This window comes from Caballeronia sp. LZ035 (assembly GCF_031451175.1).
GTDB lineage: Bacteria > Pseudomonadota > Gammaproteobacteria > Burkholderiales > Burkholderiaceae > Caballeronia.
Genome location: NZ_JARUXS010000003.1, coordinates 661,170 through 685,992, shown reverse-complemented (window position 1 = coordinate 685,992; position 24,823 = coordinate 661,170). Strand labels below are relative to the sequence as shown.

The 24,823-nt window shown below is 64.3% G+C and carries 24 protein-coding genes and 1 pseudogene; 11 read left to right on the top strand and 14 right to left on the bottom strand.

What is annotated here, in order from left to right:
* Positions 1-95: 95 nt before the first annotated feature.
* Complete coding sequence (locus tag QCE88_RS26035; RefSeq protein ID WP_309907738.1) at positions 96-794, top strand: GntR family transcriptional regulator; 699 nt, start codon at positions 96-98, stop codon at positions 792-794.
* Here the strand turns inward: QCE88_RS26035 and QCE88_RS26030 are convergent.
* Positions 766-1,551: a carboxymuconolactone decarboxylase family protein gene (locus tag QCE88_RS26030; protein ID WP_309907736.1), complete on the bottom strand. Its 786-nt coding sequence runs from the start codon at positions 1,549-1,551 to the stop codon at positions 766-768. The two genes, QCE88_RS26035 and QCE88_RS26030, sit on opposite strands and share 29 nt — an antisense overlap.
* 49 nt (positions 1,552-1,600) lie before the next feature.
* The gene (locus QCE88_RS26025; RefSeq protein ID WP_309836317.1) at positions 1,601-2,479 is read right to left on the bottom strand and encodes an isocitrate lyase/PEP mutase family protein; all 879 of its coding nucleotides are present in this window, start codon (positions 2,477-2,479) and stop codon (positions 1,601-1,603) included.
* A 272-nt stretch (positions 2,480-2,751) separates the two neighbouring features.
* Between QCE88_RS26025 and QCE88_RS26020 the strand changes: the two genes are divergently transcribed.
* Together QCE88_RS26020 and QCE88_RS26015 are read left to right on the top strand one after the other, a co-directional pair.
* The gene (locus QCE88_RS26020) at positions 2,752-4,068 is read left to right on the top strand and encodes an MFS transporter (protein WP_309907734.1); all 1,317 of its coding nucleotides are present in this window, start codon (positions 2,752-2,754) and stop codon (positions 4,066-4,068) included.
* A gap of 41 nt (positions 4,069-4,109) precedes the next feature.
* Complete coding sequence (locus tag QCE88_RS26015) at positions 4,110-4,850, top strand: enoyl-CoA hydratase/isomerase family protein (RefSeq protein ID WP_309907731.1); 741 nt, start codon at positions 4,110-4,112, stop codon at positions 4,848-4,850.
* Positions 4,851-4,859: 9 nt separating this feature from the next.
* Here QCE88_RS26015 and QCE88_RS26010 read toward each other — a convergent pair whose 3' ends face one another.
* From QCE88_RS26010 to QCE88_RS25980, 7 genes and pseudogenes are all read right to left on the bottom strand, one after another.
* Positions 4,860-5,843 (bottom strand): LacI family DNA-binding transcriptional regulator, encoded by a 984-nt coding sequence (locus tag QCE88_RS26010; RefSeq protein WP_309907729.1) that lies wholly within the window; start codon positions 5,841-5,843, stop codon positions 4,860-4,862.
* A 139-nt stretch (positions 5,844-5,982) separates the two neighbouring features.
* The gene (rfbD, locus tag QCE88_RS26005; protein ID WP_309907727.1) at positions 5,983-6,882 is read right to left on the bottom strand and encodes a dTDP-4-dehydrorhamnose reductase; all 900 of its coding nucleotides are present in this window, start codon (positions 6,880-6,882) and stop codon (positions 5,983-5,985) included.
* Positions 6,879-7,430: a dTDP-4-dehydrorhamnose 3,5-epimerase gene (gene rfbC / locus QCE88_RS26000; protein ID WP_309907725.1), complete on the bottom strand. Its 552-nt coding sequence runs from the start codon at positions 7,428-7,430 to the stop codon at positions 6,879-6,881. The genes rfbD and rfbC overlap by 4 nt, the downstream gene beginning before the upstream one ends.
* Positions 7,415-7,628: pseudogene (locus QCE88_RS25995) on the bottom strand (glucose-1-phosphate thymidylyltransferase); the annotation flags it as partial. The gene rfbC and the pseudogene QCE88_RS25995, both read right to left, overlap by 16 nt.
* Before the next feature lie 117 nt (positions 7,629-7,745).
* Positions 7,746-9,128 (bottom strand): hypothetical protein, encoded by a 1,383-nt coding sequence (locus QCE88_RS25990; protein ID WP_309907723.1) that lies wholly within the window; start codon positions 9,126-9,128, stop codon positions 7,746-7,748.
* Between the two features lie 716 nt (positions 9,129-9,844).
* Positions 9,845-10,948, bottom strand: coding sequence for a non-hydrolyzing UDP-N-acetylglucosamine 2-epimerase (wecB, locus tag QCE88_RS25985; RefSeq protein WP_309907722.1), 1,104 nt, complete (start codon positions 10,946-10,948; stop codon positions 9,845-9,847).
* Entirely contained in the window at positions 10,945-11,445 is a 501-nt protein-coding gene (locus QCE88_RS25980) for a hypothetical protein (protein WP_309907720.1), read from the bottom strand. Before QCE88_RS25980 ends, wecB begins: the two co-directional genes overlap by 4 nt.
* Between QCE88_RS25980 and QCE88_RS25975 the strand changes: the two genes are divergently transcribed.
* Positions 11,417-11,599: a hypothetical protein gene (locus QCE88_RS25975; RefSeq protein WP_309907718.1), complete on the top strand. Its 183-nt coding sequence runs from the start codon at positions 11,417-11,419 to the stop codon at positions 11,597-11,599. The genes QCE88_RS25980 and QCE88_RS25975 overlap by 29 nt on opposite strands.
* A gap of 24 nt (positions 11,600-11,623) precedes the next feature.
* Here the strand turns inward: QCE88_RS25975 and QCE88_RS25970 are convergent, their stop codons facing one another.
* From QCE88_RS25970 to QCE88_RS25950, 5 genes are all read right to left on the bottom strand, one after another.
* Positions 11,624-12,676, bottom strand: coding sequence for a type VI secretion system ImpA family N-terminal domain-containing protein (locus QCE88_RS25970; protein WP_309907715.1), 1,053 nt, complete (start codon positions 12,674-12,676; stop codon positions 11,624-11,626).
* Entirely contained in the window at positions 12,673-13,779 is a 1,107-nt protein-coding gene (gene tssG, locus QCE88_RS25965) for a type VI secretion system baseplate subunit TssG (RefSeq protein ID WP_309908771.1), read from the bottom strand. Before tssG ends, QCE88_RS25970 begins: the two co-directional genes overlap by 4 nt.
* A complete protein-coding gene (gene tssF, locus QCE88_RS25960) occupies positions 13,779-15,674 on the bottom strand; it encodes a type VI secretion system baseplate subunit TssF (RefSeq protein WP_309907713.1) in 1,896 nt (631 codons plus the stop codon). Before tssF ends, tssG begins: the two co-directional genes overlap by 1 nt.
* 91 nt (positions 15,675-15,765) lie before the next feature.
* Entirely contained in the window at positions 15,766-16,284 is a 519-nt protein-coding gene (tssE, locus tag QCE88_RS25955; protein ID WP_309907711.1) for a type VI secretion system baseplate subunit TssE, read from the bottom strand.
* Positions 16,281-16,937 (bottom strand): TagK domain-containing protein, encoded by a 657-nt coding sequence (locus tag QCE88_RS25950; protein WP_309907709.1) that lies wholly within the window; start codon positions 16,935-16,937, stop codon positions 16,281-16,283. Before QCE88_RS25950 ends, tssE begins: the two co-directional genes overlap by 4 nt.
* Before the next feature lie 706 nt (positions 16,938-17,643).
* On the opposite strand from QCE88_RS25950, the gene tssH reads away from it, so the two are divergent.
* The 7 genes from tssH to tssJ all read left to right on the top strand — a co-directional run bounded on the left by tssH (position 17,644) and on the right by tssJ (position 24,823).
* Positions 17,644-20,343: a type VI secretion system ATPase TssH gene (gene tssH, locus QCE88_RS25945; RefSeq protein ID WP_309907707.1), complete on the top strand. Its 2,700-nt coding sequence runs from the start codon at positions 17,644-17,646 to the stop codon at positions 20,341-20,343.
* 51 nt (positions 20,344-20,394) lie between these two features.
* Positions 20,395-20,934 (top strand): type VI secretion system contractile sheath small subunit, encoded by a 540-nt coding sequence (tssB, locus tag QCE88_RS25940; RefSeq protein WP_309907704.1) that lies wholly within the window; start codon positions 20,395-20,397, stop codon positions 20,932-20,934.
* A 75-nt stretch (positions 20,935-21,009) separates the two neighbouring features.
* Positions 21,010-22,512 (top strand): type VI secretion system contractile sheath large subunit, encoded by a 1,503-nt coding sequence (tssC, locus tag QCE88_RS25935; protein WP_309907702.1) that lies wholly within the window; start codon positions 21,010-21,012, stop codon positions 22,510-22,512.
* 20 nt (positions 22,513-22,532) lie between these two features.
* Positions 22,533-22,895, top strand: coding sequence for a tlde1 domain-containing protein (locus QCE88_RS25930; protein WP_309907701.1), 363 nt, complete (start codon positions 22,533-22,535; stop codon positions 22,893-22,895).
* Positions 22,892-23,428 carry a hypothetical protein gene (locus QCE88_RS25925; RefSeq protein WP_309907699.1) on the top strand — a complete coding sequence of 179 codons (537 nt, stop codon included), beginning with the start codon at positions 22,892-22,894 and terminating at the stop codon, positions 23,426-23,428. Before QCE88_RS25930 ends, QCE88_RS25925 begins: the two co-directional genes overlap by 4 nt.
* Before the next feature lie 29 nt (positions 23,429-23,457).
* On the top strand, positions 23,458-23,940 hold the full coding sequence (locus QCE88_RS25920; protein ID WP_309907697.1) for a type VI secretion system tube protein Hcp: 483 nt from the start codon (positions 23,458-23,460) through the stop codon (positions 23,938-23,940).
* 352 nt (positions 23,941-24,292) lie between these two features.
* Positions 24,293-24,823, top strand: coding sequence for a type VI secretion system lipoprotein TssJ (gene tssJ / locus QCE88_RS25915; protein ID WP_309907695.1), 531 nt, complete (start codon positions 24,293-24,295; stop codon positions 24,821-24,823).

Here is a 24,823-nt window from a genome sequence, read left to right as displayed (position 1 = left end):
CTCCTGGAACATCGTCATGCAGCGTGAACACGCTGGCTATAATGCGTTCAACCTGGCACGCCCGCGACAGCGCGCATCATCATCGAGCGACCTCCATGCCGAAGACTCCAGCGAACGAGACCGCCCTTCCTTCTTCCCGCACGACTTCCTCCGACACCGTCTTCGCGCAGATCCGCGCGCGCATTCTCGACAACGCGCTGCGCCCCGGCGCCTACGCCACCGAACAGGATCTCGCCGAGTCCTTCGGCGTGAGCCGCACGCCGGTTCGCGAGGCGATGGTGCGTCTGCGCGACGAAGGCTTGGTCGAACTCGTGCCGCGTCGTGGCATGCGCGTGTTGCCGGTATCCGTCGCGGACATGCGCGAGATCTATCAGATCCTCACCAGCCTCGAAGCGACCGCCGCGGAACTCGTCGCCACGCGCAAGCCCGCCGCGAAGGACCTGCAAGCGCTCGAACGCGCGTGCGTCGCCATGGACCGCGCGCTCGCAAAAGACGATCTCGAAGCCTGGGCCGCCGCCGACGAAGCCTTCCACCTGCATCTGCTCAAACTGTGCGGCAACGCGCGGCTCGAACAGATCGTGCGCAAGTACTGGGACCAGATTCATCGCGTGCGTTTCATCACGCTGAAGCTCGGGCCGAAACCGCATGCATCGGCGGGCGAACATCGCGAGATCGTCGCCGCGCTCGCCCGCGCCGATGCCGATACCGCGCAACGCCTGTTTCGCGAACATCGCGCGCGCGGCGTGCAGAAGCAGCTCGACACGCTCAGGGACTTCCGCCTCGATCAGGTCTGAACGCGTCCGCCGCCGCATGCTCCGCGATCGCTTCGTCGAGCAAGGGCCACGCCACCGTGAAGCTCTGAATGCCCATCGCGCTGGCAAGCTGCATCACTTCCAGCAGTTCGGCCGCACTCGCGCCATACCCCAAAGCGTTCTTCATGTGGATGCGCGTTCCCGGCGCGAACTGATGCGTCGCCGATACCGCCACCGCGATATACACGAACTCCTTGACCTTCGGCTCCAGCGCACCCGACAGCCACGGCGCCACCGAAAAATCGATGAAGGCCTTGAAGTACTCCGGATCGAGCGCGAGCAGTGTTTCCCACAGCGGATTCCAGTAGCCGCGCTTGGCCTCGAACTCCGCGCGCAAGGCGTCGCGGCGTGCGTCGCTGCGCTGGAGTTCGTCGGCCTGATGCGGATCGAGCGCCAGGCATTCGGCGAGGATCGGCACGCCCAGCGTGCATGCATGCACGGCCATCACGCTGACCAGTTGCAGCACTTCGACCAGTTCCTCCCGCGTCGCGCCGTGTTCGAGCGCCCGGCGCAGGTGTTCGCGGATACCGTCTTCGTGCAGATGCGTCATCGCCGCATTGAGCGCAAGACCGATCAGCGCCTTGGTCTTCGGTGCGAGCGGTCCGTGCCGAAGCGGCTTGCCCGCGAAGTCGAGCCACGCGTCGATGAACTCGGGCGCCGTCTCCGCGAGCGCATCGAGCGAGGCGTTCCAGGTCCCGCCCTGAGCGGCAAAATGCCTGATGCGGTCCTTGATGTGCATGTCTCCTCCAGGCTTGGCGGGCGTCTTGGCGCCCGATAACACCGGACGATCAGCGGCCGATGTTCGCGTAGCGCGCCTCTTCCGCGACGGCCTTGTCGAGACCCACGAACTTGTTGAAGTCCTCGAACGAGGTCAGGCGGTCCGCCACGGCATTGGTGGACCCTTCGCGCATGAAGATCTCCATCATTTCCTTGACGGCCTTGTGCATCGCGAACATGGGTTCGATCGGACACAGTGCGTAGTCGAAACCGATCTCGTGCACTTCCTTCAGCGACAGATACGGGCTCTTGCCCGAACGCGCCATGTTGAACAGGATCGGCTTGCCGAGCGGCTTGAGACGACGGATCAACTCGCGCATCTGATCGATGCTTTCCGGCGCATCGGCATACAGCCCGTCCGCGCCGATCGCGGCATACGATTCGAGCCGCTCGATGGCGTCGTTCAGACCCGTTACCGCGATCGCATCGGTGCGCGCGACGATAAAGAAATTCGGATCCGTGCGCGCGGCCAGCATCGCGGCGAGCTTCTGCTGCATCTCTTCCTTCGGCACCAGCTGCTTGCCGGCGAAGTGCCCGCACTTCTTCGGTACGGCCTGATCTTCCAGATGCAGCACCGATGCACCCGCTTCTTCCCACAGCTTGATGGTGCGCTGGCAATCGAGCACGCCGCCGTAACCGGTATCGGCATCGGCGAAGACCGGCACCTTGGTCACGCGGCAGATGCGGCGGATGTGATCGAACATTTCCGTCTGCGTGAGCTGGCCCACGTCGGGCTGCCCGGCGACGATGGCCGACGCCGCGAAGCCGCTCACATAGATGGCTTTCGCGCCGGCCTGTTCGGCCAGCATGGCGGTGACGGCGTCGTGTGCGCCGAGGCACACGAACGGCGGGGATTTGAGCAACTCGCGAAATTGGGCGGAACGGTTCAAGGTCTTCTCCCCTGCTTGCGTGAATGACGAGGTTTCATGATATCGATAACTCAGCCATTGAGGCAAGATGCGCGGGCAAGTTTTTGATATCGATATCACGCCAGGGTACATTTAATTTTCTCGTTAAATATCAATGCCTTGAATCCATAAAACGGGTTATATGAAACGGGTTCGAAGGGTATTCCCCTATTCCTCGAAGACACCGCTCGCTCGCGATAATGCATGCACAAAGCCGAACCCAAAGCGCCCGGCCGCCCTCAGGAGACAAGCCCATGTCCGACATCGAATCGCGAACCATGCGCCGGGTCACGCGCCGCTTCGTGCCCTTGCTCATCATCTGTTTCGTGATCTCGTTCCTCGATCGCGTCAACGTCGGTTTCGCCGCGCTGACCATGAGCGCGGATCTCAAGTTCTCTTCCACCGTGTTCGGCCTCGGCGCGGGACTGTTCTTCATCGGCTACTTCTTCTTCGAAGTACCGTCGAACCTCGCGCTCGAGCGCGTGGGCGCGCGCCGCTGGATCGCGCGCATCATGCTCACGTGGGGCATCCTGTCAGGAGCCACGGCGTTCATTACCGGGCCATGGAGCTACTACATCGTGCGCGTGCTGCTCGGTGCAGCCGAAGCGGGGTTCTTTCCTGGCGTGATCCTGTTCCTGACTTACTGGGTGCCGGAGCGTCATCGCGGCCGCGTAGTGGGCGTATTCATGGCCGCGATGCCGTTCGCCAGCGTGTTCGGCGCGCCGCTTTCAGGATGGCTGCTGAGCCACGACGGCGTCTTCGGCCTGAAGGGTTGGCAGTTGATGTTCATCGCCGAGGCGCTGCCCTCGCTCGTGCTCGCGGTCGTCGTGCTGAAAGTGCTGCGCGATTCCCCCGCGCAAGCCGAATGGCTCGCCGACGACGAACGCGCGTGGCTCAATGCCACGCTCGATGCGGAACGCCAGCGCAGCGTCGCGTTCAACGAACACGGCTTCTTCAACATCGTCAAACGGCCGCTCGTGCTGATGCTGGCGGCCGCGTACTTCGGCATTGTCGGCATCAACTTCGGCCTGAGTTTCTTCCTGCCGCAGATCGTGCGCGAGTTCCATCTGAGTCTGATGCAGGTGGGCATCGTCGCCGCGATTCCGTTTGCCGTCGGCGCGTTCGGCATGATGTGGTGGAGCCGGCGCTCGGACCGTCATGGCGAACGACGCTTCCATGTGTTGCTGCCGATGGCGCTCGGCATCGTCGGGCTGGTCGGCTCGACACTCGTCGCCGTGCCCGCGCTGAAGCTCGCCTTGCTGTGCCTCGCTTCGTTCGGCGTGTTCTCGGCGCTGCCGGTCTTCTGGGCGCTGCTGCCCGGCTTGCTCGGACCGGCGGTCGCGGCCATCGGCTTTGCGGCGATCAATTCGCTCGGCAATCTGTCGGGCTTCGCCGCGCCCTACGTCGTGGGCGTCATCAAGGACGCGACCGGCAGCACGGCGGGCGGATTGCAGGCCATCGGCGCGTATGGCGTGATCGCGTGGCTGATTCTTGCCGTGGTCAGCCGGCACTATCGCCAGGACGCGAACATGCAGGACGCCGCGCAGGCGCTTCGCGAGGCGCGCGGCTGACGCTTCCATCTTCCCATCGACCACTCAAACGGAAACCCGCTATGAATGCAGCGCAGGAAGGCACGATCGAAATCGACAACCGCGGCAGCGTCCGCATCCTCACGATGTGCAGGCCCGACAAAAACAATCGCGTCACGCAGGCCATGGCCGAACAGGCCGTGCGCGCGTTCGAGGCGGCGCGCATCGACAAGTCGGTGAGCGGTGTCGTGCTCACTGGCCACGGCGAGGTGTTCTGCACCGGCGGCGACTACATGAGCGCGGGCGGCACGAGCGAAGGACGGCTCGGCTTCGCGCGCGCGTTCAGCGACATGGAACGCGCGATGACGCGCGTCGGCAAGCCGCTAGTCTGCGCGAACAACGGCCCCACGCATGCGGGCGGCTTCAGCCTGCTCACCGCGTGCGATCTCGCGGTCACGCAAGAAGGCGCGACCTTCGGCCTGCCGGAAATCGCGCACGGGTTGTTTCCGTTTCTCGCGCTGGCCATCGTGAAAGACAGTCTGCCGAAGAAGGTGCTGTGGGACATGGTTTATCGCGCACGGCTGTTGAGCGCGGCGGAGGCGCAGCAGTTCCATCTCGTCAACGAGATCGTGCCGGCGGACACCGTGCTGGAGCGTGCTATCGAACTGGCGGGATGCACGGCGCAATGGAATCGCGATATCGTGAGCCTCGGCCGCGATCTCTACTACAACACGCGTTGCAGCAATCCGAACGAGGCGGTCGAGCAGTCGCGCTTCGCGTTGATCGCGGCGCTGAAGGCCATGGACGAGAGCGGGCTGGGTTAAACAGCGCGCTCAGGTACTGCCGCGCTGGATCACTTCGAAACCGACATCGACGCTCGACACCGCCAGCGTCACCCCCTTGGTCCGCGCGACGATCATGCTCGCGCTGCGCACGCCGATCTCATAGCGCGGAAACGCGACCGTGGTGATGGGCGGCACGATGTTCTGCATCAGCTCGTTGTCATCGGATGCGGCTACCGCGATGCGTCCAGGCACCGCGATCCCGCGCCGCTGGCATTCGAAGACGGCGCCGGCGGCGAGCACGTCGCCGGCGAAGAACACGGCCTGCACCGAAGGCTCCTGTTCGACAATGCGCGCCAGCGCGCGTGAACCGCTTTCGAGTCCCGGCTCCACTTCGAGCACGAGCCCCGGCGCAATGCCCGCCCCCGCGCGCTTGAGTTCCGCGAGAAAGCCGTTGCGCCGCTGACGCAGCCGGTCGCTGCCTGCCACCGCGAGACTCGCGAACGCAAAGCGCCGGTAGCCCAGGTCGAGCAGATGGCGCGCCATCGCCTTGCCCGCGGCATGATTCGAGTAGCTGACCACCATGTCGATGGGATCGCTGCTGAGATTGCCGGTTTCCACGCAGGGAATGCCGTTGTTACGCAACATGGTGACGGTGCGCGGCGTGTGCTTCGTGTTGTGCAGGATCACGCCGCAGACGCGCATCGCGATGTATTCGGCAACGAGCTTCTCTTCTTCTTCGAGATCGAGTCCGCTGTCGGAGATCATCAGATGCAGGCCGTTGCGCGTGAGCACTTCGGATATGCCCTTGATGGTTTCGGCATAGAGCGCGTTGCGCAGGCTCGGCACGACGAGCGCGACCACGGTGGAGCGATTGGACGACAGACTGCCCGCGATGCGGTTCGGCACATAGCCGCTCGCCTCGATGGCCGCGCGCACGCTCTCCAGCACGGGTGGCGACACGCTGCCCGGCGAGCGCATGGCGCGCGAAACGGTCATCGTCGATACGCCGGCGAGACGCGCGACGTCTTTCATCGAGGTCGCCTGAGTCGCTCCTTTTCTTCCCACCCTGATCTGGCTCCTGAGGCGGCGCGAGACAAGGTCATGTCCGCGCCTGAACCGGCCGCACTGTGCGCCGTGCGGCCATGTTACTGGATGACGATGCAGGCGGGAATCAGGTCTGCTGCGCGCACAGTTCGAGCGCATGCCGCCAGTCGGGCGCGGCAAGGCCGAAGATCGCCGCGAGCTTCGCGTTGGACAGGCACGAGTTCACCGGCCGGCGGGCCTTCACCGGATAGGCGCTGGCCGGAATCGGCGTCACGCGGGTCTGTTCCGTCTTGCCCCACACGCGCAGGATCTCGCCGGCGAACTCGCACCACGAGGTCCGCCCGCCGTTGGTCAGGTGATAGAGACCGCCGAGCGCATCGGCCGAGCCGGGCTGGGTGCGTTCCGCGTGCGCAATCTGGCTCAGCATGCCCGCGCTGAGTTCGGCGATGCTCCGGCTCCAGGTCGGGGCACCGAACTGGTCCGCGACGATCGTCAGTTCCGGTCGCTGCTCCGCCAGCCGCAGGATGGTACGCATGAAGTTCGCGCCGCGCGCGCCATAGACCCAGCTCGTGCGCAGGATCAGATGCCGGCAGCCGCTGGCCGCAATCGCCTGTTCGCCGGCGAGCTTGGTTGCGCCGTAAACGTTGAGCGGAGCGACAGCGTCGGTCTCCTCGTAAGGCGTGCCCTTCGTGCCGTCGAAGACGTAATCCGTCGAGTAATGTACAAGCCACGCATTCGCGCGGGCGCATTCCTCGGCGAGCAGCGCGGGCAAGGCTGCATTGAGATGATGCGCTTCGTCGCGTTCGTCTTCCGCGCGATCCACGGCCGTATAGGCAGCGGGATTCACGACGATAGCCGGCCGCATCTCGCGCATCACGTTGCGCACTCGGTCGAGATCGCGCAGGTCGAGCGCCTGGCGATCCAGCGCCACGACGCGCCCCAGACCCTGCAAGGTCCGCGCGAGTTCGTATCCGACCTGACCGTTCACGCCGGTCAGCAGAATCGTGCGCAGGAAGGGTGCGCTCATGCGTAGCACTCCGCGTCGGTGAGACGCTTGCCGTCGCGGTCTTTTGCGGCGAGGATCGGCTCGAAGTCGATGGGCCATTCGATGCCGATCATCTCGTCGTTCCAGACGAGGCTGCGCTCGTGTTCCGGATACCAGTAGTCGGTGGTCTTGTAGAGAAACTGGGCCGACTCCGACAGCACCACGAAGCCATGTGCAAAGCCCGGCGGCACCCACAATTGCCGATGGTTCGCTTCCGAGAGCGTCACGCCCACCCATTTGCCGAAGTTCGGCGAATGCTTGCGGATATCGACGGCGACATCGAACACCTCGCCTTCCACCACGCGAACGAGCTTGCCCTGCGCATGCTCGATCTGATAATGCAGGCCGCGCAACACGCCGCGGGCCGAGCGCGAGTGATTGTCCTGCACGAACTCGACGCCGGGCGCCACGAGTTCGCTGAATTCGCGGGCGTTGAAACTTTCGTAGAAGAAGCCGCGTGCGTCACCGAAGACCTTCGGTTCGATGATCCTGACTTCGGGCAACGCCGTGGCGGTTACGCTGATGGCCATGCGAATGGGTCCTTCGGTAGATTGAGCAGAGCGTGTCCGTACGCGTTCTTTGCGAGCGGCCGGGCGAGCGCGAGCAAGGTTTCTTCCTCGATCCAGCGGCGGAAGGCGATCTCCTCCCGGACATGCAACGAGCGCCTGACGCTTCTGCAACGTGACGGCTTCGATCAGCGAATCATGCGTGGCGGTGTCGAGCCAGGCCGAAGCGCCATGCCATGCACGCCTCAAGCTTTTCGCCTTGCGAAGTACCGGTCTGGCGCGCGGGTTCGTATGTTACCGCGCACCGTGCGACGGACGCTTGCCCTGGCCCGCGCGGCATCAGTTCGCGGGAATCCGCACGTGTCCGTTGTCGAGCAGGAACGTGACGTCGCATGGGGGCGCTTCCGGTCCGGACGCGAGCCTGAAGGTCTTGCCATGATTCACGAATACGGTATAGGCCATGCCGAAGCCCGAGAACCACCATTCCGGTGGAATATCCCAGGTCTTCACACCTGACGTATTGACCGTTGCCTGGCTCGGACGGAAGCAATACACGGAGACTTCCGGATGAGCGCGATCATAGTTGCGCAGCGTTTCGATGTCGGCACGCACGCCCGCGCCATAAGGCTCGCGGCTGAAATAGGCGATCGGGCCGCGAAATGCCGCGCCGAAGACGAACAACAACGCCGCCACCGCGATCCAGCGCGCCAGATTCACGCGCCGCGCCGGCAGCGACTCGTGCAGCGCGCACAGGGCGGCCATCAGGAAGAACAGTTGCGCGAGATCGCCGTACTGTTCGTAGCGCTGGTGGACCAGGAACGCGAAGGGCAGGAAGAACGCGAGGGAGGCAAGAAACAGCCATGCCGTGAACAGCCTGCCCTTGGCCCATGAAAACGCCGCGCCGGCCACCACCGCGATCGACCACACGACCCGCGACGCGTTGCCGTAGAAATAGTAGGCGGCGTTCTCCCAAAAAACCGAAGGCTTGTACGACGTGCCATACGCGCCCGACTGCTGTGCCTTGAGCTTGAGATAGAAGATGACGAACAAGACGATGCCGGCCAGGGGCACCACATAGTTGCGCCAGTCCCGGCGGTGCCGGGCATCCGCGACCAGCATCCAGATGGGCAGACTGACCGCCATGCACATGAAGATGTTCGACATGTAGCCGAGCGTCAGGACGATCAGCAGCGCGAGGAGGGTGCCGAAGCGGGTGCGGCCATCAGCGGATGGCGCACGGCTCACGAAGAGATAGACAAACAGCACCACAAACAGATGGCCGATCAGATGCTGCGAGTTCGACAGCCACACGTAGGCCGCGGCGGTCGCGGGCAGCGCATAGTAGAACAGGCCCGCCACGACACCCGCGAAGCGATCATGGCCGCGCGAGACGATCAGCCCGGCCAGCACGCTCGTCACGCCAATGCAGAAGAGATTGAAGAGATAGAAATACTGCGCGTCGAGCGCGAACAGCTGCTGGCCGTAGTGCCAGTAGACGTTGCGGGTGACGAAGCGGCCGAAGTTGGTGAAGTCCCACAGCTGTGGGAGTTTGACCTCCGCCGCATAATGTTCGATGAAGCCAAAGTCGTCCTGGAAGAACCAGGCAGAGTGCGCGTACGACAGATAAAAGCCTGTCATGAGGAAAGCAACGAACGCGACGCCGATGATCATGGGCAAGGTGGCGCGCCCTTCTCCCGAGGCTGTGCGGGACCAGACCTGCATGTTTGAAACTCCGTTCTGATGGCCGGCGCGTCAGCGCGCGCCGGATAGTCGCAGGCGGGCGCCGGCCCCGGACCCGGGTTGGCTCAACGCCCGAATGACATGGATCAAGTGCGAAGCCGACGCACGCAGCGCTGGCCTTCGGCAGGTTGCGGCGGGGTGCGGCGGGTTGCACAGGCGGGCGAGCCGCTTCGAATCCGTGCAGTGCGCGATGCAGACCGCGGCTGCCTAGACCGTGGCACGCTCGCGTGACTTGTGCGGCATCCACGAGGCCTCACTTGGCCTCATGGACAGTCTTGTTCGTCGCGAGCAAGCGAGCATCCGCTCCTCGCCCTGCGTGTTGAAGGATGCGGAGAGACAGTGCGGCACGAACGCGTCTTCCGCGCGGGCGACGCATGACCCCGGCGATTCTACCAGCCGGCAATGGTCGTCGTGTCCACGGAAGCCGATGCCGTAGTCCTTGCTGACTGGCCCTCAACGCCAGTCTGGGCTGCGCGGCAGCATCGCGCAGCAGGACGCGGCCATGCTCAGTTCCAACCATTCGCCCAAGCAGGGCGCCGTCAGCGATGCCGTAACAGTGCGTCGTCAGGCGCTTCTCGTTGCCGATAGGTTGGTCACCAACCGGATGATCACGATCTCCGGAGGGTGGCGCAGATGATGGGTGAGCCGCCGTGTCCCGCCCACCCGCACCAAACCATGCGGATACGTCTGCGGTGCGCCTACGCGCCGAAATACTGCTTGAGGACATCGACGATACGTCCCGACGCCAGCCCGTCGCCATAAGGCGACACGCCGCGCGCCATGCGCTTGTACTCGGCCGGGTCGTCGAGCAGACGCTGCACGCTCGATACGATCTCGTCATGGTCCGTACCCACGAGCTTCACCACTTCATGCTCGACCGCTTCGGGACGCTCGGTCTCGCGGCGCATGACCAGCACCGGCTTGCCCAGCGCGGGCGCTTCCTCCTGCACGCCGCCCGAATCGGTCAGGATCAGGTAGGCCTGCTTCATCGCCGCGACGAACGGCAGGTAGGCCAAAGGCTCGCACAGCGTGATGCGCGGATGCCCGCCCAGGTGTTCGTACGCCGGATCGCGCACGTTGGGATTCGGATGCACCGGATAGAGGATGTGCGTGTCCTCGTTGGCGTCCGCGACCGCCTTGATCGCGCGCAGGATGTTGCGAAACCCTTCACCGAAATTCTCGCGGCGATGCGACGTCACCAAAATCAGGCGACGCTCGCCCTGATAAGGCGCCTCGCCGTCGCAGCGGCTGGCCACGTCGAGCAGTGCGTCGATCACGGTGTTGCCGGTCACGAAGATCGAGGCATCGTCCACGCCCTCTCGCAACAGGTTCTGGCGCGAGCTTTGCGTCGGCGCGAAATGCCAGCGCGCCAGCCGGCTCGCGACGACGCGGTTCATTTCTTCGGGAAACGGATTGTCGAGGTCGCCGGTGCGCAGCCCCGCTTCGACGTGGCCGAACGGAATGCGCCGGTAGAAGCACGCGAGCGCGGCCGTCAGCACGGTCGTGGTGTCGCCCTGAGCGAGCAGGACATCGGGTTTCTCCACGTCGAGAACCTGGTCGAGCCGCGTGATGAGCCGCGAAGTCAGTTCGGGCAGCGACTGGTTGGGCTGCATGATGTCGAGGTCCACATCCGCGTGAATCTTGAACAGGTCGAGCACCTGGTCCAGCATGCCGCGATGCTGGGCGGTGGCGAGCACGCGGCATTCCGCCCAGTCTTCCTTCTGCAGCCGCCCGATCAGCGGCGCCATCTTGACGGCTTCGGGACGCGTCCCGACAGTGACTAAGATCTTGCGTTTGTTCACGACGATTCCGAAAAAAGAGCTTGGTGATGAGTGGGATTGAGGACTGGAGTGGGTTCGGGAAACCTTCGCGTGCTTTGCGCGTTCTGCGCTTTATGGAAACAGGTGAGGCACAGTCGCGCGAAGATGATGATCCCCACACTATACGAGCCAACGCCCGTGAAATCCGACAGGCCGCTCTTCACCAGCACGACCCGCGTCTGCTCGACGATGAACGTCAGCGCATTTCGTGAGAGATTATCCAGCGAATAGAAAATGGGCGAAAGAAGCATTGGCGTCGACGGAAGAAGATTCGTCACATAAAGGCAGACCAAGATGCTGCGGGTGGCCTTGTTGAGCGGCATGCGGACCGTGATGCTGCGGGTGAGATTGTCGAGCGGTGCGCTAACCGAGATGCTGATGATGGGCTTGTCGAGCGGTGCGCAGACCGAGATGCCGCCGAAGGGCTTGTCGAGCGGCGCGCAGACCGAGATGCTGCTGGTGAGATTGTCGAGCGGCACGCCAACCGAGATGCCGCTGATGGGCTTGTCGAGCGGCGCGCAGACCGAGATGCCGCTGAAGGGCTTGTCGAGCGGCGCGCTAACCGAGATGCCGCTGGGCTTGTCAAGCGGCCATCGGCCATCGACCGCCGACCGCTTCCGCGCGTCCCGTTGAAGACCGGATCCGGCATGCACGCCGCTAGGGCGACTCTTCCGCGTCCCACTCGGCGAGCACGGCAGCGGGGATAGCCTTCACAGCTTCCCCGTAGCGCTTGCCGACGAACCGTTCCGCGCGGCGCAACAACACGGGGATCGGACTGCTGGGCTCATGCGCTTCGAACCAGTGGCGGGCATCGCGAATGGCGTGCATCGCTGCGTCGCGTCCCGCCAATGTGCTTTCGTTGTGCGGGTCGTCGGGTGGCGTGGCGGGCTTTGCCGGGTTTGACGCCTGCGCGGCCTTCTTGGGTTCGTCGGGCTCCTTGAGTTCGTCGGCCTCCATCCCTGCCCGCTCAACCGGCCCCTCGCCGACCACCCGTTCAAGCGCACGCTTCAAGGGCGCCAGATCGGCTGCGAACGCGGCCAGCTGCTCGCGGTTCCATGCATCGATGAGGCCGAGGCTGTGCAGCGCCAGATCGAAACCGGCCAGCACGTCGGGCTGCCGGATGCGCAGATCGCGCAGTTGCTGCGTCACGGATTGCGCCGACAACGCGTCGCTCGGTCTCGGCTGCGCAAAGGCGCGCTCGACGTCGCGTACCTGCAAACGCGCCACCGACGAGCGCACGAACGCGATATCCCGCACATCGGCAAGCAGAGCGTTCGTATCGGTCAGCGTTTGCAACGCGTTCATGCGGATCTCCAGCGCGGCGTCCCGGTCTTCATCCACCCCCGTTTGCGGATGAATCGTCTCGCCATAAGATGTCAGCCACGCCGACAGCACGCCGAGTCCTTCCGCGAGCCCCCGCGCGCCCGCCAGCCGCGTGCGGCAACGCGTGAACAGGACCGCCAGACGGACATCCTTGCTGCGCCGCATGAGCCGGCGGCAATCGCGTTCGATCTCGCTCCAGTTGACCGGCTCCGCCGTGCCGACGAAGTCGCCGTATTGGGCATCGGCGCGCGCGACGGCCTGAGCGAACAGCACCACGCACTCGGGGTCGTATTCGAGGTCCACGCCGCACGGTGCGGCGGGGTCGAGCGGCGTCATCCAGTCGTCTTGCGCGTCCGGTGGCGACGTCGATCCGGGCTTCTTGCTCATGATGTTCTCCTGATCGGCGAACCGCTCGGCGCTGCCCCGCCGTGCATGCCCGCGACGCTCGGCTCGACCTGCCCCGCGTAGTCTTCGGGATCGAAGCGCATTCCGGTGACGGGCTCGCCGTCGGGCGAAGAATTGAGCCAGCCCGACCAACCCAGTTGCTCGTTGCTGCCGATTCGCGCGCAAGGCGCACTGTCCGCCCTGATACGCAGCACGAGTTCCCACTGGAACTCCCGGCCCACGAAGCTGCGCACGATATCGACGAGTTCCGGCAAGGCCGCGCCCTGCGGCGTGAAGCGCAAGTATTCGTCGATTCCCACCGGCCCGATCACGATCCGGAAGCGGAATTGCCGGTCTGGCGCCTGTTCGCCGAGCATGGCGCCGTCACCCATCACCGACGCCGGGCTCGGCAAGCCCAGCCGGGTCTGTTCCTCGCGTTCGACCTTGACCCAGTGGAACACGTATTCGTCGAGACTCACCGGCACGCCGAAGTAATGTTCGAGCGTCATGCGCAGGCCGTCGGGATTGCGTGCCTCGCGCACCAGATTGGCGGAAGCGGCCAGATGCGCATGCGCGGGCCAGCGTCGCCCGGCGATCTCGCCGCGCTCCTGCCCGGTCAGGCACGCCACATAAAACGAAAAGGCTTCGTCGTCCGCGCGGTCCAGTCCGGCCGCTGCCTGCGCCTTGCTCCATGCGCGGTACAGCAGCGTCAGATAGCGATGATGAAAAATATCGAGGAAGCGGCTCAGGGTCGAGTCGCGCCGGGCTTCCTCGCGTTCGCGCGCGATCTCGGTGACATGAATGGGCAACGGCCCGTTCGGCCCCAGCATGCCGAGTCCGAACAGGCGCAGATGCAAACGGCCGTCAATTTCACCGACGCTCGCAATCTCGCGCGGTGCGAATGCCAGGCTAGGCTGCTGTCCGAGCCGGAACGGTTCGGCGCCCGGACGCGCTGCGGTGCCGACCGGATGAATGCGCGTGTCCGCGCTGATCCGGCGCACGAGCGCGAGAAAACCGAAGCGCCAAGGCTCGTTCTGAAGGCGTTCGAGCAGCGCCGCCGACAGGGCCGATTCGCGCAACAGCATCGTGGACGGCCTGCGCTCCATCACGCCACCCCGCGTGTGCCCATGCGGACCGGCCAGCGCATGATGCGGTCGCGCTGCATCGACACCAGTTCCGTTTGCGTGAACGAGTTGATGGACACGTGACGCGCGAGGTAATGCTCGAGGATCAGGCCGAACAGATAAGGACTGGCGCCGGAAAAGCCGCTTTCGTCCACCGTCAGCCGGCATTCGATGCCGCGTCCGAACACAAGCGGCCCATTGCCGGGCAGCTTGCGCGTGACGGCGTTCGTCTTCACGCCGATGAGACTCTCCACCTGCCGGTGCTGTTCGACGTCGTGACTGCCCAGAAAGAGCCTGAGCATGTCGCGCAGGCCTTGTCCTCCGGGCCGGTGATCGAGCGCCTCGAGCGGCAGATAGTTGAAGTTCAACTGGCGGATCAGCCGCCAGGCGATCTCGCCTTCCGCGCAGGGCGGACGCGGCGCGCTCGGCCGCCGGATCAGGCCGATGCTGTCGACCGGCGCACTGCTCTCCTCGAGCGGCGCGAAGTCGTCCACGCCATTGCGCGGCACGAGCAGGGGCAAGTCGCGGTTGGTCAGCCAGGCATCGGCTTCGAGCAGCCTCAGGTTTTCGTGATACGGCGCCTCGTGCTGATCCACGAGCGCAACGAAGGTCTCGCTGCCGATATAGGACGTGCGCGTGCCATAGCGCCGGGTCTTGTCCGACAACAGACGCCGTTCGCGGCGCACGGAGAAATACCGTCCGTGATTGCCTTCGTCGTGGTTGAGCGTCTGATAGAGCGCGCGAAATTCGAGCCGCTTCGAAGACGCCGACTGACGCCCATACACACGCTCGACCGAATGGATCTCGTAGTCGAGCGGGGCCAGGCGCTTCGGCACCAGGTGGATTTCGGTGTCGGCGGCCGAGACGTCGATGCGGTCCAGCCTGTCTGGAAACAGATTGACGACTGGCGTGCAGAAGAGCGCGAAGCGCGCCGCGTCGACGAGATTGTCCAGCTGGCCGGACACGCGGTCGAGCAGCACGACGATTTCGGCTTCCTGCCCGCGAGTCCGGGCGAGCCCTTCTCTCAGGCCGGTGAGCGTGAAGAACAGAAAGCGGCTGGGGCACGCGAAGTATTCGTGCAGCAGGTTATGGCCATGAAATTTCGACCACGTGAGCGGCAGCAGTCCCTGATCGAGCCCAAGTCCCTCGTGCGCCACGGCGTTCGTCTGGACCGCGGCGAATGGCTGGCTCGCGTCGCCGAAGTGGCCCGGCTCGCCGACGATCGACACGATGCCTGCCGCATGCACGAGTTCGAACAGGTGCGACGCCACGGTTTCGTCGCCCGCCAGGTAGACCGGCAGGCGGTCCAGCTTCGTCAGCATGGCAATGTTCGACTTGTCCGTGGTGCGGATGCGCAGACGCAGCGCGCCGCGAATCTGCGCCTGCCCGGGCACGTACCGGTCGAGCCGCGGGATATCGGGCGGAACGCCGGTCAGCCGCGCGTCCACGATCTCCAGCGGATACAGGACCACGTCCTGGCTCGTGCGGAACGTACAGCACGTGGTTTCTCCATCGGCCTTGCGGGTCTTCAGCGTCGTGCCGCGGGGCAACACGGGTCCGTCGTTCAGATTGCCAGCGCTACCCGACGGATGGATCTGCACGACGGCCATCGAAGGCGTCGGCGACACGTAGTTCGGGTAGATGACCTCGAGCAGGCGCTGGGTGAAGCGTGGAAACTCCGCGTCGAGCTTGAGGCGCATGCGCGCGGACATGAAGCAGAAGGACTCGATCAGGCGTTCCACGTAGGGATCGGTCATTTCGCCGGATTGCAGTCCCAGACGCCGCGCGATCTTCGGATGAGCCTGCGCGAATTCCCCTGCGCTCTCGCGCAAATAGATCAGTTCCTGGTTGTAGTAATCGAGGAGTCGCGGGTCCATGCGGCGTTCGGTATCGGTTCGGCGGTTCGGTTCGGTTCGGTTCGGTTCGGCGGTTCGGTTCGGTTCGGTTCGGTTCGGTTTTGGAGCAGTCTCAGGTTTGCTTCGAGGAGGCCAGCAGGCGGCTCGACTCGAGGCAAAGCGAGCTTTGCACCATGAATTCGAGCGGATACGGCTCGGCCTGCACCAGACCGTGAATCTCGAAGGCCACTTCGCCATGCCGTGCCAGGCGCTCGCCCTGCACACGCGGCACGATCCGCAGCGACTCGGGTAGCAGGCGCGGTTCGAAGCGCACGATGGCCACCCTGACGGCTTTCTCGATGTGCGCCCACTGACGCGACGCGACGAAGGCGCCCGCCAGCGGCGGCACGCCGAAATTGACCGTCGAGGCCGCGACATGCGCGTAGCGCACGGCGTCGATCAGCGCCCCGGGACTGGTCGCGTTCAGCAGATAGGCCAAGTCGCGCTGGATGATGTCGCGGAGTTGCGCGCGAGTCACTGTGTACTCGCCAGGCGTTTCCGCCTGACGCTGCGGGGCGTCGTCGCGCAGGCGATCGATCAGCGTAGGCAGCAGATGGCTTTCGGCGCGACGTGGCGGCCTGGCTTCGCTCATGCCGGCTGCTCGCAACTCAGGTCCGGCGTACGCGCGCCGGAGTCGCTGACGGTGCAGGCGGCGTTCCGTTCGGTCACGGCGTGAAGGTCGGGCAACCAGCTGTCGAGGGCGAGTGCATGATGCTCGCGACGCGCAAGCGCGGGCGGCGCCGTAAACCTGCGGGGCGGCGCATGCGCATGGCTGGCGTGATGGGCGTCACCGCCGTGATCGCCGTGATCGCCGTTATGCTCGGCCGGCGCGAAGAGCCGCAAGATTTCCGGCGTGGGCGGAATGCTCATGTCCACGTCGCCTGGCGCAAGCGTGTCGTTCAGCGGGCCGAAAGCTTCTTCGACGCGCTGTGCCTCACCCAGGAACGCACTGATCGATTCCGTGTCAATCTCTTCACCGGCGCTGCCGCTTTCGGATGACGCGGCCTCCTGATGCCCGGGATCGGACACTGCCACCGCCGCCTCCCACGCGCCACCGGCCTGACCGCGCGCTGAATGAAGTGCCTCGTAATAACCCGTGTGCAAGGCGGCGATCAGGGCGTTTGCTTCGGAACTCGCGGAAAGCGTGGACCTTGCGGATGCTGCCTTCCGCGCCGCGTCGAGATCGCCGTCCTTGCGAACCGGAACGAAAGCGCGCGTGTCGACACCTGGTTGCACCCCGTCCATCCACGCACCACCTCCCGATTCCGAGCGGCCGAGTGAAGGCGACGGCGCGGCGGATAACGTGGGCTCCACGCATTCGCGCATGGAAGAGCGACGCCTGAAGCGTAATTCAAACCGCATTCGATAACCCTCCGCGCGCTCACCGCCGGGGTGGCGCGCCTTGATGCCCGCAGAAATATCCGCAGGTTAAAACTAGCCTGAACAGTCTTTTAATTCAGCCTGCTCCCGATTAAGAGAATTAGCGCACGAATCGAATATGTCTGTCCAGACCTCAAAACCTCGATTCAGCTTAATCGGAATATTCGGCATCGCTTGATTGTGATTTTTTGTACCATCTACCATTCGGAAAATCCTCAAATTAGGATTTTACTCAATCGGCATTTGCTGCTCGCGCTGACAAGAGGCCGCTGCGGCCGGCATGGCAATATATGAATATCACATTGATTTTAAATATTAAATTAGTCGATTTAACGGCCCCACAAGCTAATACGCTGCTTTCTGTCATCCGAATAATTGGGATAAGGTGAGCCATAAGGCCGGCTTGACGTTTACAGAATCGAAATTCATGATTGGCTTCATAACATCGACTCCGAACCAGAAGACAAGGATTGCACCGGCACCTGTCTTTATTCGGACTGGAAATAAAACATAAACTCAACTTACGCCCTGAACGAACATTCACGGGCGTGAATCAGGCGCGCGTACGAAAATGATTTCTCGCCAGACGTTATTCGGAAAACTGGGTGTGACGCTGTTTCGCGGCATTGAGTCCGCGACCACGTTCTGCAAGTTGCGCGGAAATCCTTATGTGGAACTGGCGCACTGGATTCATCAACTGCTTCAACTGACCGACAGCGACCTGCATCGGATCGTCCGGCATGCCGGCATCGAGTACGAGACGCTGGAACAGGACCTGGTGCGCACACTGCGCTCACTTCCGGCGGGTGCGAGTTCCATCAGCGATTTCTCACACCCGGTCGAGATGGCGATCGAACGCGCCTGGGTGATCGCGACGCTCGGGCGCAAGGAGCAGCGCATTCGTGGCGCGTGGCTGCTGGCGGCGCTTGCGGGCACGCCGGAATTACGGCGGGAGCTGCTGGCGGTATCACGGGAGTTCATGCGTCTTCCCTCCGAGAACCTCGACGAAACCTTTGCCTCATGGGCTGCCGGCTCGCCTGAGGCCGCCGACCCGCCCTACGACGGCAGCGCTTTCAATCCAGCCCTGCCGGGCGAGGCGTCACAAGCCGTGAGCGCAACCCCTGAAGGCGCGCTCGGACAGTATTGCACTGACCTCACCGCGCTTGCGCGCAGCGGCGAAATCGACGCCATCAGCGGCCGAGACCAGGAAATCCGCACACTGACGGACGTCCTGTTGCGCCGGCGTCAGAATCATCCGTTGCTGACCGGCGAGGCTGGCGTCGGCAAGACCGCCGTGGTCGAAGGATTCGCGCTGTCCATCGCAAGCGGCAACGTGCCAGGCGTGCTGGCCGATGTCCGCCTGCTGTCGCTCGATGTGGGCGCGCTGCTGGCGGGCGCCAGCATGAAGGGAGAATTCGAGGCCCGCCTCAAGGGCGTGCTCGAAGCAGCAAGAAAATCGCCCGTGCCGGTCATCCTGTTCGTCGACGAGATTCATACGCTGGTCGGCGCGGGTGGCCAGGCCGGCACCGGCGACGCGGCCAACCTGCTCAAGCCCGCCTTGGCGCGCGGTGCGGTGCGGATCATCGGCGCGACGACCTGGGCGGAATACAAGCGTCATATTGAAAAAGACCCGGCGCTCACACGGCGCTTCCAGGTCCTGCAGGTCGGCGAACCGCAGGAAGCCGCGGCAATCGAGATGGTGCGCGGGCTTGCCGGGATGTTCGCGCGTCATCATCGCGTGATCGTGCGCGACGAAGCGATCCGCGCGTCGGTCCGACTCTCGCACCGGTATATCCCGTCACGCCAGTTGCCCGACAAGGCGATCAGCCTGCTCGATACCGCCTGCGCGCGCGTTGCGCTCTCACAGCAAGCGCCGCCGCGTGAACTCCTGCAACTGACTGAGCGCTTGCAGGCCGCACGAATCGAACTCGAGCTCCTCGAACAAGAGGCGCGTATCGGCCTGGAGTCGGGGCGCGCCATGCAAGAGGCACGCGCGCGCATCGATACCTTGCTGGCCGAGCAACGCGCGCTCGAAGCGTACTGGCAGGCGCAGTCCGCCGCGGCGGAAGCGCTCGTCAGTGCCCGCGAAGCGGCGTTGACGCCGGTCCCCGACGCGGCTTCGGCCGAACGCCGTCCCACGCCCGCCGAACTTCGCCAGCTCGAACAGGGCCTGCACGAACTGCAAGGCGAAACGCCGCTCGTGTTTCCGGAGGTGAACGAGGCAATCGTGGCAGCGGTCGTTTCGGACTGGACCGGCATTCCCGTGGGCCGCATGGTCACCGACGAAATCATGGCCATCCGCGCGCTGTCCGGCACGCTGGCGGCGCGCGTGATCGGTCAGTGTGCATCGCTCGCCCTCATCGGCGAACGCATCCAGACCGCGCGCGCCGGGCTTGCCGATCCCCACAAGCCGGTGGGCGTGTTCCTGCTCGCCGGGCCATCCGGCGTCGGCAAGACGGAAACTGCGCTGGCGCTGGCCGAAGCGCTGTACGGCGGTGAGCAGAATCTCATCACCATCAACATGAGCGAGTATCAGGAAGGGCACAGCGTCTCCGGCCTCAAGGGCGCGCCACCGGGGTACGTCGGTTCCGGCGAGGGCGGCGTGCTCACGGAGGCGGTGCGGCGCCGTCCCTACGCGGTGCTATTGCTCGACGAGATCGAGAAGGCGCATCGCGACGTGCACGAGATGTTCTTCCAGGTGTTCGACAAGGGCTACATGGAAGACGCGGACGGGCGTCATATCGACTTCCGCAACACCACCATTCTGCTCACGACCAATGCCGGCGCGGAACGCATCGCGAGCCTGTGCGCCGACCCCGCGCATGCGCCCGATCAGGACACATTGCAGACGGCGCTCACCCCCGAACTGCTGAAGACCTTCCCGCCCGCATTCCTCGGCCGCGTGACCGTCGTGCCTTACCGGCCGCTCGCGCAAGCGTCGCTTGCCGTCATCGTGCGGCTGCATCTGAATCGCGTCGTATGCCGCATGGCGGAAGGCCACGGCATCTCGCTCGTCTGCAGCGAACGCCTGACGGACTACATCGTCAGCCGCTGTCTCGTGCAGGAAACCGGTGCGCGCGTGCTTATCGGCTTCATTGAAAAACACGTGCTGCCACGTCTGTCCGGGCTGTGGCTCGACGCGATGTCAGCGCAGCGACCGATCACGCGAATCGACGTCGACGTCGGCGATCCGCTGCTCGACCCTTCCGAGGCCATCGTCTTCGCGCTCACCGCGCCGTCGCAGGTTGCGGACGTCGCGTACACCGCTTAGCGCTCAACGTTATCCAACCATTCCACCGCTCTTTAGATCACGGAGGCACGTATGTCGCAGGCCAATAATTCCCAGAAGTTCATCGCGCGCAATCGCCCGCCACGCGTACAGATCGAATACGACGTCGAGCTTTACGGGTCCGAGAAGAAGGTTGAACTGCCCTTCGTCATGGGCGTGCTCGCGGACCTCTCCGGCAAGCCGGTCGAACCGCTGCCGGCCGTGGCGGACCGGCGTCTCCTGGAAATCGATATCGACAACTTCGACGAGCGCATGAAGGCCATCAAGCCGCGTGTGGCGTTCCCCGTGCACAACACGCTTACGGGCGAGGGCCAGTTGATGGTGGACATGACCTTCGAAAGCATCGAGGACTTCTCGCCTGCTGCGGTCGCGAGCAAGGTGGACGCACTGAGCCAGTTGCTCGAGGCACGCACTCAGCTTGCCAACCTGCAAACCTACATGGACGGCAAATCCGGCGCGGAAGCACTCGTCAACGCGCTTCTGCGCGACCCGGCGCTGCTCAAGTCCCTCACGGCCGCGCCGAAGCCGGCCGCCGACAGCGCGCCGGACGCCATTGAAGCCACGCTGAACTGATCCGCCGCCGGATGAATCGCGCGCACGCGCGGCTCCGGCACACCGAACCCGACCGAGACACGACAGAGACCCGTCATGACAGTCAACCAGGTCCAGGCGAGCGCAGCCGCCCCGACAGCCCCGTTCGCCCACAGCGACATTTCCGCCCTGCTGAATCACGAGTTCCGCCCCAAGACGGCGGCCGCGCGCGAGGCGGTGGAACAGGCCGTGCAGACGCTGGCCGAGCAGGCCTTGCAGCAGACGCTCACCATCAGCGACGACGCTTACAAGAGCATTGAAGCCATCATCGCGCAGATCGACCGCAAGCTTTCCGAGCAGATCAACCTGATCCTGCATCACGCCGATTTTCAGCAACTGGAATCGGCCTGGCGCGGGCTGCATCATCTGGTGTCGAACACCGAGACGGACGAGCGCCTCAAGATCCGCTTCATGGATGTGTCCAAGAACGACCTGCGTCGCACGATGAAGCGCTACAAGGGGCTTGCGTGGGACCAGAGCCCGCTGTTCAAGCAGATCTACGAGGAGGAGTACGGGCAACTGGGTGGCCAGCCGTATGGCTGTCTCGTCGCCGACTACTACTTCGACCATACACCGCCCGACGTGGACCTCCTCGGGTCGATCGCCAAGGTCGCCGCGGCCGCGCACACGCCCTTCATCTCGGGTGCTTCGCCCGCTGTCCTGCAGATGGAATCGTGGCAGGAACTCGCCAACCCGCGCGACCTGTCCCGGATCTTCGCGCAGAACCTCGAATACGCGCCGTGGAACTCGTTGCGCACCACCGAGGATGCGCGCTATGTGGGCCTGGCCATGCCGCGCTTCCTCGCGCGCCTGCCCTATGGCGCCAAGAGCAATCCGGTCGACGAATTCGATTTCGAAGAGGAAACCGACGGTGCGGATCATCAACGCTTCGCCTGGGCCAACGCCGCCTATGCGATGGGCGTGAACATCAACCGCTCCTTCAAGCTGTATGGCTGGTGTTCGCTGATTCGCGGCGTCGAGTCGGGCGGCACGGTGGACAGCCTGCCCTGCCATACCTTCCCGACCGACGACGGCGGCGTCGACATGAAATGCCCGACCGAGATCGCCATTTCCGACCGTCGCGAAGCAGAACTCTCGAAGAATGGCCTGATCCCGCTGATCCACCGCAAGAACACCGACCACGCCACGTTCATTGGCGCCCAATCGCTGCAAAAGCCGGCGGAGTATCACGACCCGGACGCCACCGCGAACGCGAATCTCTCGGCCCGTCTGCCGTATCTGTTTGCGTGTTCGCGTTTCGCGCATTACCTGAAGTGCATCGTGCGCGACAAGATCGGCTCGTTCCGCGAACGCGAGGAAATGCAGCAGTGGCTGAACGGCTGGATCATGAATTACGTCGACGCCGACCCCGCCAACTCCTCGCAGGACACGAAGGCCAGCCGTCCGCTCGCGGCTGCCGAGGTCGTCGTCGAGGATCTCGAGGACAACCCGGGCTACTACCAGGCGAAGTTCTTCCTGCGTCCGCATTTCCAGCTCGAGGGACTGACGGTATCGCTGAGGCTCGTCGCCCGTCTGCCTTCCGTGAAGGAAACCGCCTGAATCAGTCTGGAGAAACCGTCATGCCCTGGACCTATACCCGCACCACCGGCACGCTCAGTGACCCGGACGGCAACATCGTCGCCCGAAACGGCTACTCCGGCGCAGGAGACGGGCGCAACAACCCCGTCATGGAAAACATCCGAAACGTGGGCCCGATTCCGCGAGGCAGTTATCGGATCGGCAATGCGCGTCATTCGGTACGCACAGGCGCCGTCTCGATGGACCTCACGCCAGAAGTCGGCACCACGACCTTCGGACGATCCGCCTTCATGATTCACGGCGACAACCTGGAACACACGGCATCCACCGGATGCGTGATTCTCGGGCGGCCCGTGCGCGAACAGATCAACCGGAGCGCAGACAGAGGATTGATCGTCCAATGATGCGATTCCTGTTGCTCAAACTCAGACTGCCTGCGTCTTTCGCTTGCGTGCTGCTTGCCTCCGCATGCGCCAGCGCTCAGGTTGCGCCGGACGCTGCGCGCATCGCCGGGGAGATCGAGACGCAAGGCGCCCGACCGGCCGTGGCCTCGCTCGACCGCGACGGTCAGTTCGATGCGGTGCTCGACAGCATCGCCACCGGCAACGCGGCCTGGGTCGAACTCGCGCCCCGGCTCGCGCAGGGCACAGACGCGAGCGCTTCCATCGGCCTGACCATCGCGCTTGCCACGGCGCTGCCGAAGAATCCTGCGGCCGTCCTGCGCGTGCTCGACGACGGGCCGGTAATCGGCACTTCCGCCGTGTGCGGCGCGCCGTTCATCGAGCCGGCGCCGGGCGAGGTGAAGGCCTATCTGGACCGCACGATTCCAGCGGTATCGGACGTGCCGGAAGGCGATGCGGTCCGGCGCGCCCCCTGCCTGGACCGACTCGCGTACATACAGCGGCTGCTCGAAACGAGCCCGACGCAGCTTCAATAACCCTTTCCAACCTCAAGGAACAGAGAACCATGGCACAAGACATCTTCATCAAGATCAACGGTATCGACGGCGAGTCCCAGGATGCCGCGCACAAGAGCGAAATCGAAGTGGCGAGCTGGGGCTGGCGCGTCTCGCAGGATTCGATGATGCATGCAGGCAGTGGCGGCGGCGCGGGCAAGGCAAGCGTCGACGATCTCAGTTTCGAGCATCTGATGGATCGCGCCAGTCCCAACCTGATGAAGTATTGCCTGACCGGCAAGCACATCGATCAGGCCGTCCTCACCGTGCGCAAGGCGGGCGGCAATCCGCTCGAATATCTGAAGATCACCATGAGCGACGTGATGGTCACCAAGGTGCAGCCTTCGGGCTCCCATGGCGAGAACGGTGTCCGCGAGGAAGTGCGCCTGGCGTTTTCCAAGGTGAAGCAGGAGTACATCGTGCAGAACGCCCAGGGCGGCAGCGGCGGAGCCGTCACGGCGGCATTCGACATCAAGGGCAACAAGGAAGCCTGAACGAACCTGACGCCTTTCCACACGGAACCCGGCGCACACGCATCGGGTTCCGACCTGCACGCCATTCATGCGACTTCCGCCGACTCGTTTCATCCGATCCGTCGCCGCGCCCGCGTGGTCGTCCGGTGCTTCGTCCGGTGCTTCGTCCGGTGCTTCGTCCGGTGCTTCGTCCGGTGCTTCGTCCGGTGCTTCGTCGGGCGCTTCGTCCGGTGCTTCGTCGGGTGCTTCGTCGGGTGCTTCGTCGGGTGCTTCGTCGGGCGCTTCGTCCAGTGCTTCGTCGGGCGCTTCGTCCAGTGCTTCGTCCGGTTCTTCGTCCGGCGCTTCGTCCGTGTGCTCGCTCTTATCAACGCTCATGTGCGCGCTTGCACTCGGCGCTTGCGCAAGCTCCGACGCCCCGCCCCGACGCGAGCCGCTGAAGCTCGACCTGGCCATTCGCGCGTCATCGACGGTGAATCCCGACGACCAGAAACGCGCCGCGCCCATTCTCGTGCGCGTGTACGAACTGAAGAGTGTCGACGCATTCAACGAGGCGGATTTCCAATCGCTTCAGGACAAGGACAAGACCGTGCTCGCGACAGATCTCGTGGTGCGGGACCAGTTCATGTTGCGGCCGGGCGAAAGCAGGAGCATCGCGCGCAACGCCCAGAGTGCCAGCACGGCGCTGGGCGTGCTCGCGGCGTACCGCGACCTGCCCCACGCCGTGTGGCGCGCGACAACCGTGCTGCCCGCCACACCGCCGGCGGCATGGTACCGGCGCGCACCGAAACTGCAGCTCGCCATCGACCTCGATACCGATGCCATCCGGATCAGCGACCCTCTGGCGAGCAATCCATCGCGCGCCCCTTCGAGCGCCTCACCCGGCAACCAGCCACACAACGAATGA

Coding starts and splice junctions, on each gene's coding strand:
- tssH (WP_309907707.1), top strand. CDS start 17,644: ATGATTTCTCGCCAGACGTTATTCGGAAAACTGGGTGTGACGCTGTTT.
- tssE (WP_309907711.1), bottom strand. CDS start 16,284: ATGAGCGAAGCCAGGCCGCCACGTCGCGCCGAAAGCCATCTGCTGCCT.
- rfbC (WP_309907725.1), bottom strand. CDS start 7,430: ATGGCCATCAGCGTAACCGCCACGGCGTTGCCCGAAGTCAGGATCATC.
- QCE88_RS26010 (WP_309907729.1), bottom strand. CDS start 5,843: ATGAAAGACGTCGCGCGTCTCGCCGGCGTATCGACGATGACCGTTTCG.
- QCE88_RS25990 (WP_309907723.1), bottom strand. CDS start 9,128: ATGCAGGTCTGGTCCCGCACAGCCTCGGGAGAAGGGCGCGCCACCTTG.
- tssC (WP_309907702.1), top strand. CDS start 21,010: ATGACAGTCAACCAGGTCCAGGCGAGCGCAGCCGCCCCGACAGCCCCG.
- QCE88_RS25930 (WP_309907701.1), top strand. CDS start 22,533: ATGCCCTGGACCTATACCCGCACCACCGGCACGCTCAGTGACCCGGAC.
- rfbD (WP_309907727.1), bottom strand. CDS start 6,882: ATGAGCGCACCCTTCCTGCGCACGATTCTGCTGACCGGCGTGAACGGT.
- tssF (WP_309907713.1), bottom strand. CDS start 15,674: ATGGACCCGCGACTCCTCGATTACTACAACCAGGAACTGATCTATTTG.
- QCE88_RS25950 (WP_309907709.1), bottom strand. CDS start 16,937: ATGGACGGGGTGCAACCAGGTGTCGACACGCGCGCTTTCGTTCCGGTT.
- QCE88_RS26035 (WP_309907738.1), top strand. CDS start 96: ATGCCGAAGACTCCAGCGAACGAGACCGCCCTTCCTTCTTCCCGCACG.
- QCE88_RS25970 (WP_309907715.1), bottom strand. CDS start 12,676: ATGAGCAAGAAGCCCGGATCGACGTCGCCACCGGACGCGCAAGACGAC.
- tssG (WP_309908771.1), bottom strand. CDS start 13,779: ATGGAGCGCAGGCCGTCCACGATGCTGTTGCGCGAATCGGCCCTGTCG.
- QCE88_RS25925 (WP_309907699.1), top strand. CDS start 22,892: ATGATGCGATTCCTGTTGCTCAAACTCAGACTGCCTGCGTCTTTCGCT.
- tssJ (WP_309907695.1), top strand. CDS start 24,293: ATGTGCGCGCTTGCACTCGGCGCTTGCGCAAGCTCCGACGCCCCGCCC.
- QCE88_RS25920 (WP_309907697.1), top strand. CDS start 23,458: ATGGCACAAGACATCTTCATCAAGATCAACGGTATCGACGGCGAGTCC.
- QCE88_RS26030 (WP_309907736.1), bottom strand. CDS start 1,551: ATGCACATCAAGGACCGCATCAGGCATTTTGCCGCTCAGGGCGGGACC.
- tssB (WP_309907704.1), top strand. CDS start 20,395: ATGTCGCAGGCCAATAATTCCCAGAAGTTCATCGCGCGCAATCGCCCG.
- QCE88_RS26015 (WP_309907731.1), top strand. CDS start 4,110: ATGAATGCAGCGCAGGAAGGCACGATCGAAATCGACAACCGCGGCAGC.
- QCE88_RS25975 (WP_309907718.1), top strand. CDS start 11,417: ATGCTGCTGGTGAGATTGTCGAGCGGCACGCCAACCGAGATGCCGCTG.
- QCE88_RS26020 (WP_309907734.1), top strand. CDS start 2,752: ATGTCCGACATCGAATCGCGAACCATGCGCCGGGTCACGCGCCGCTTC.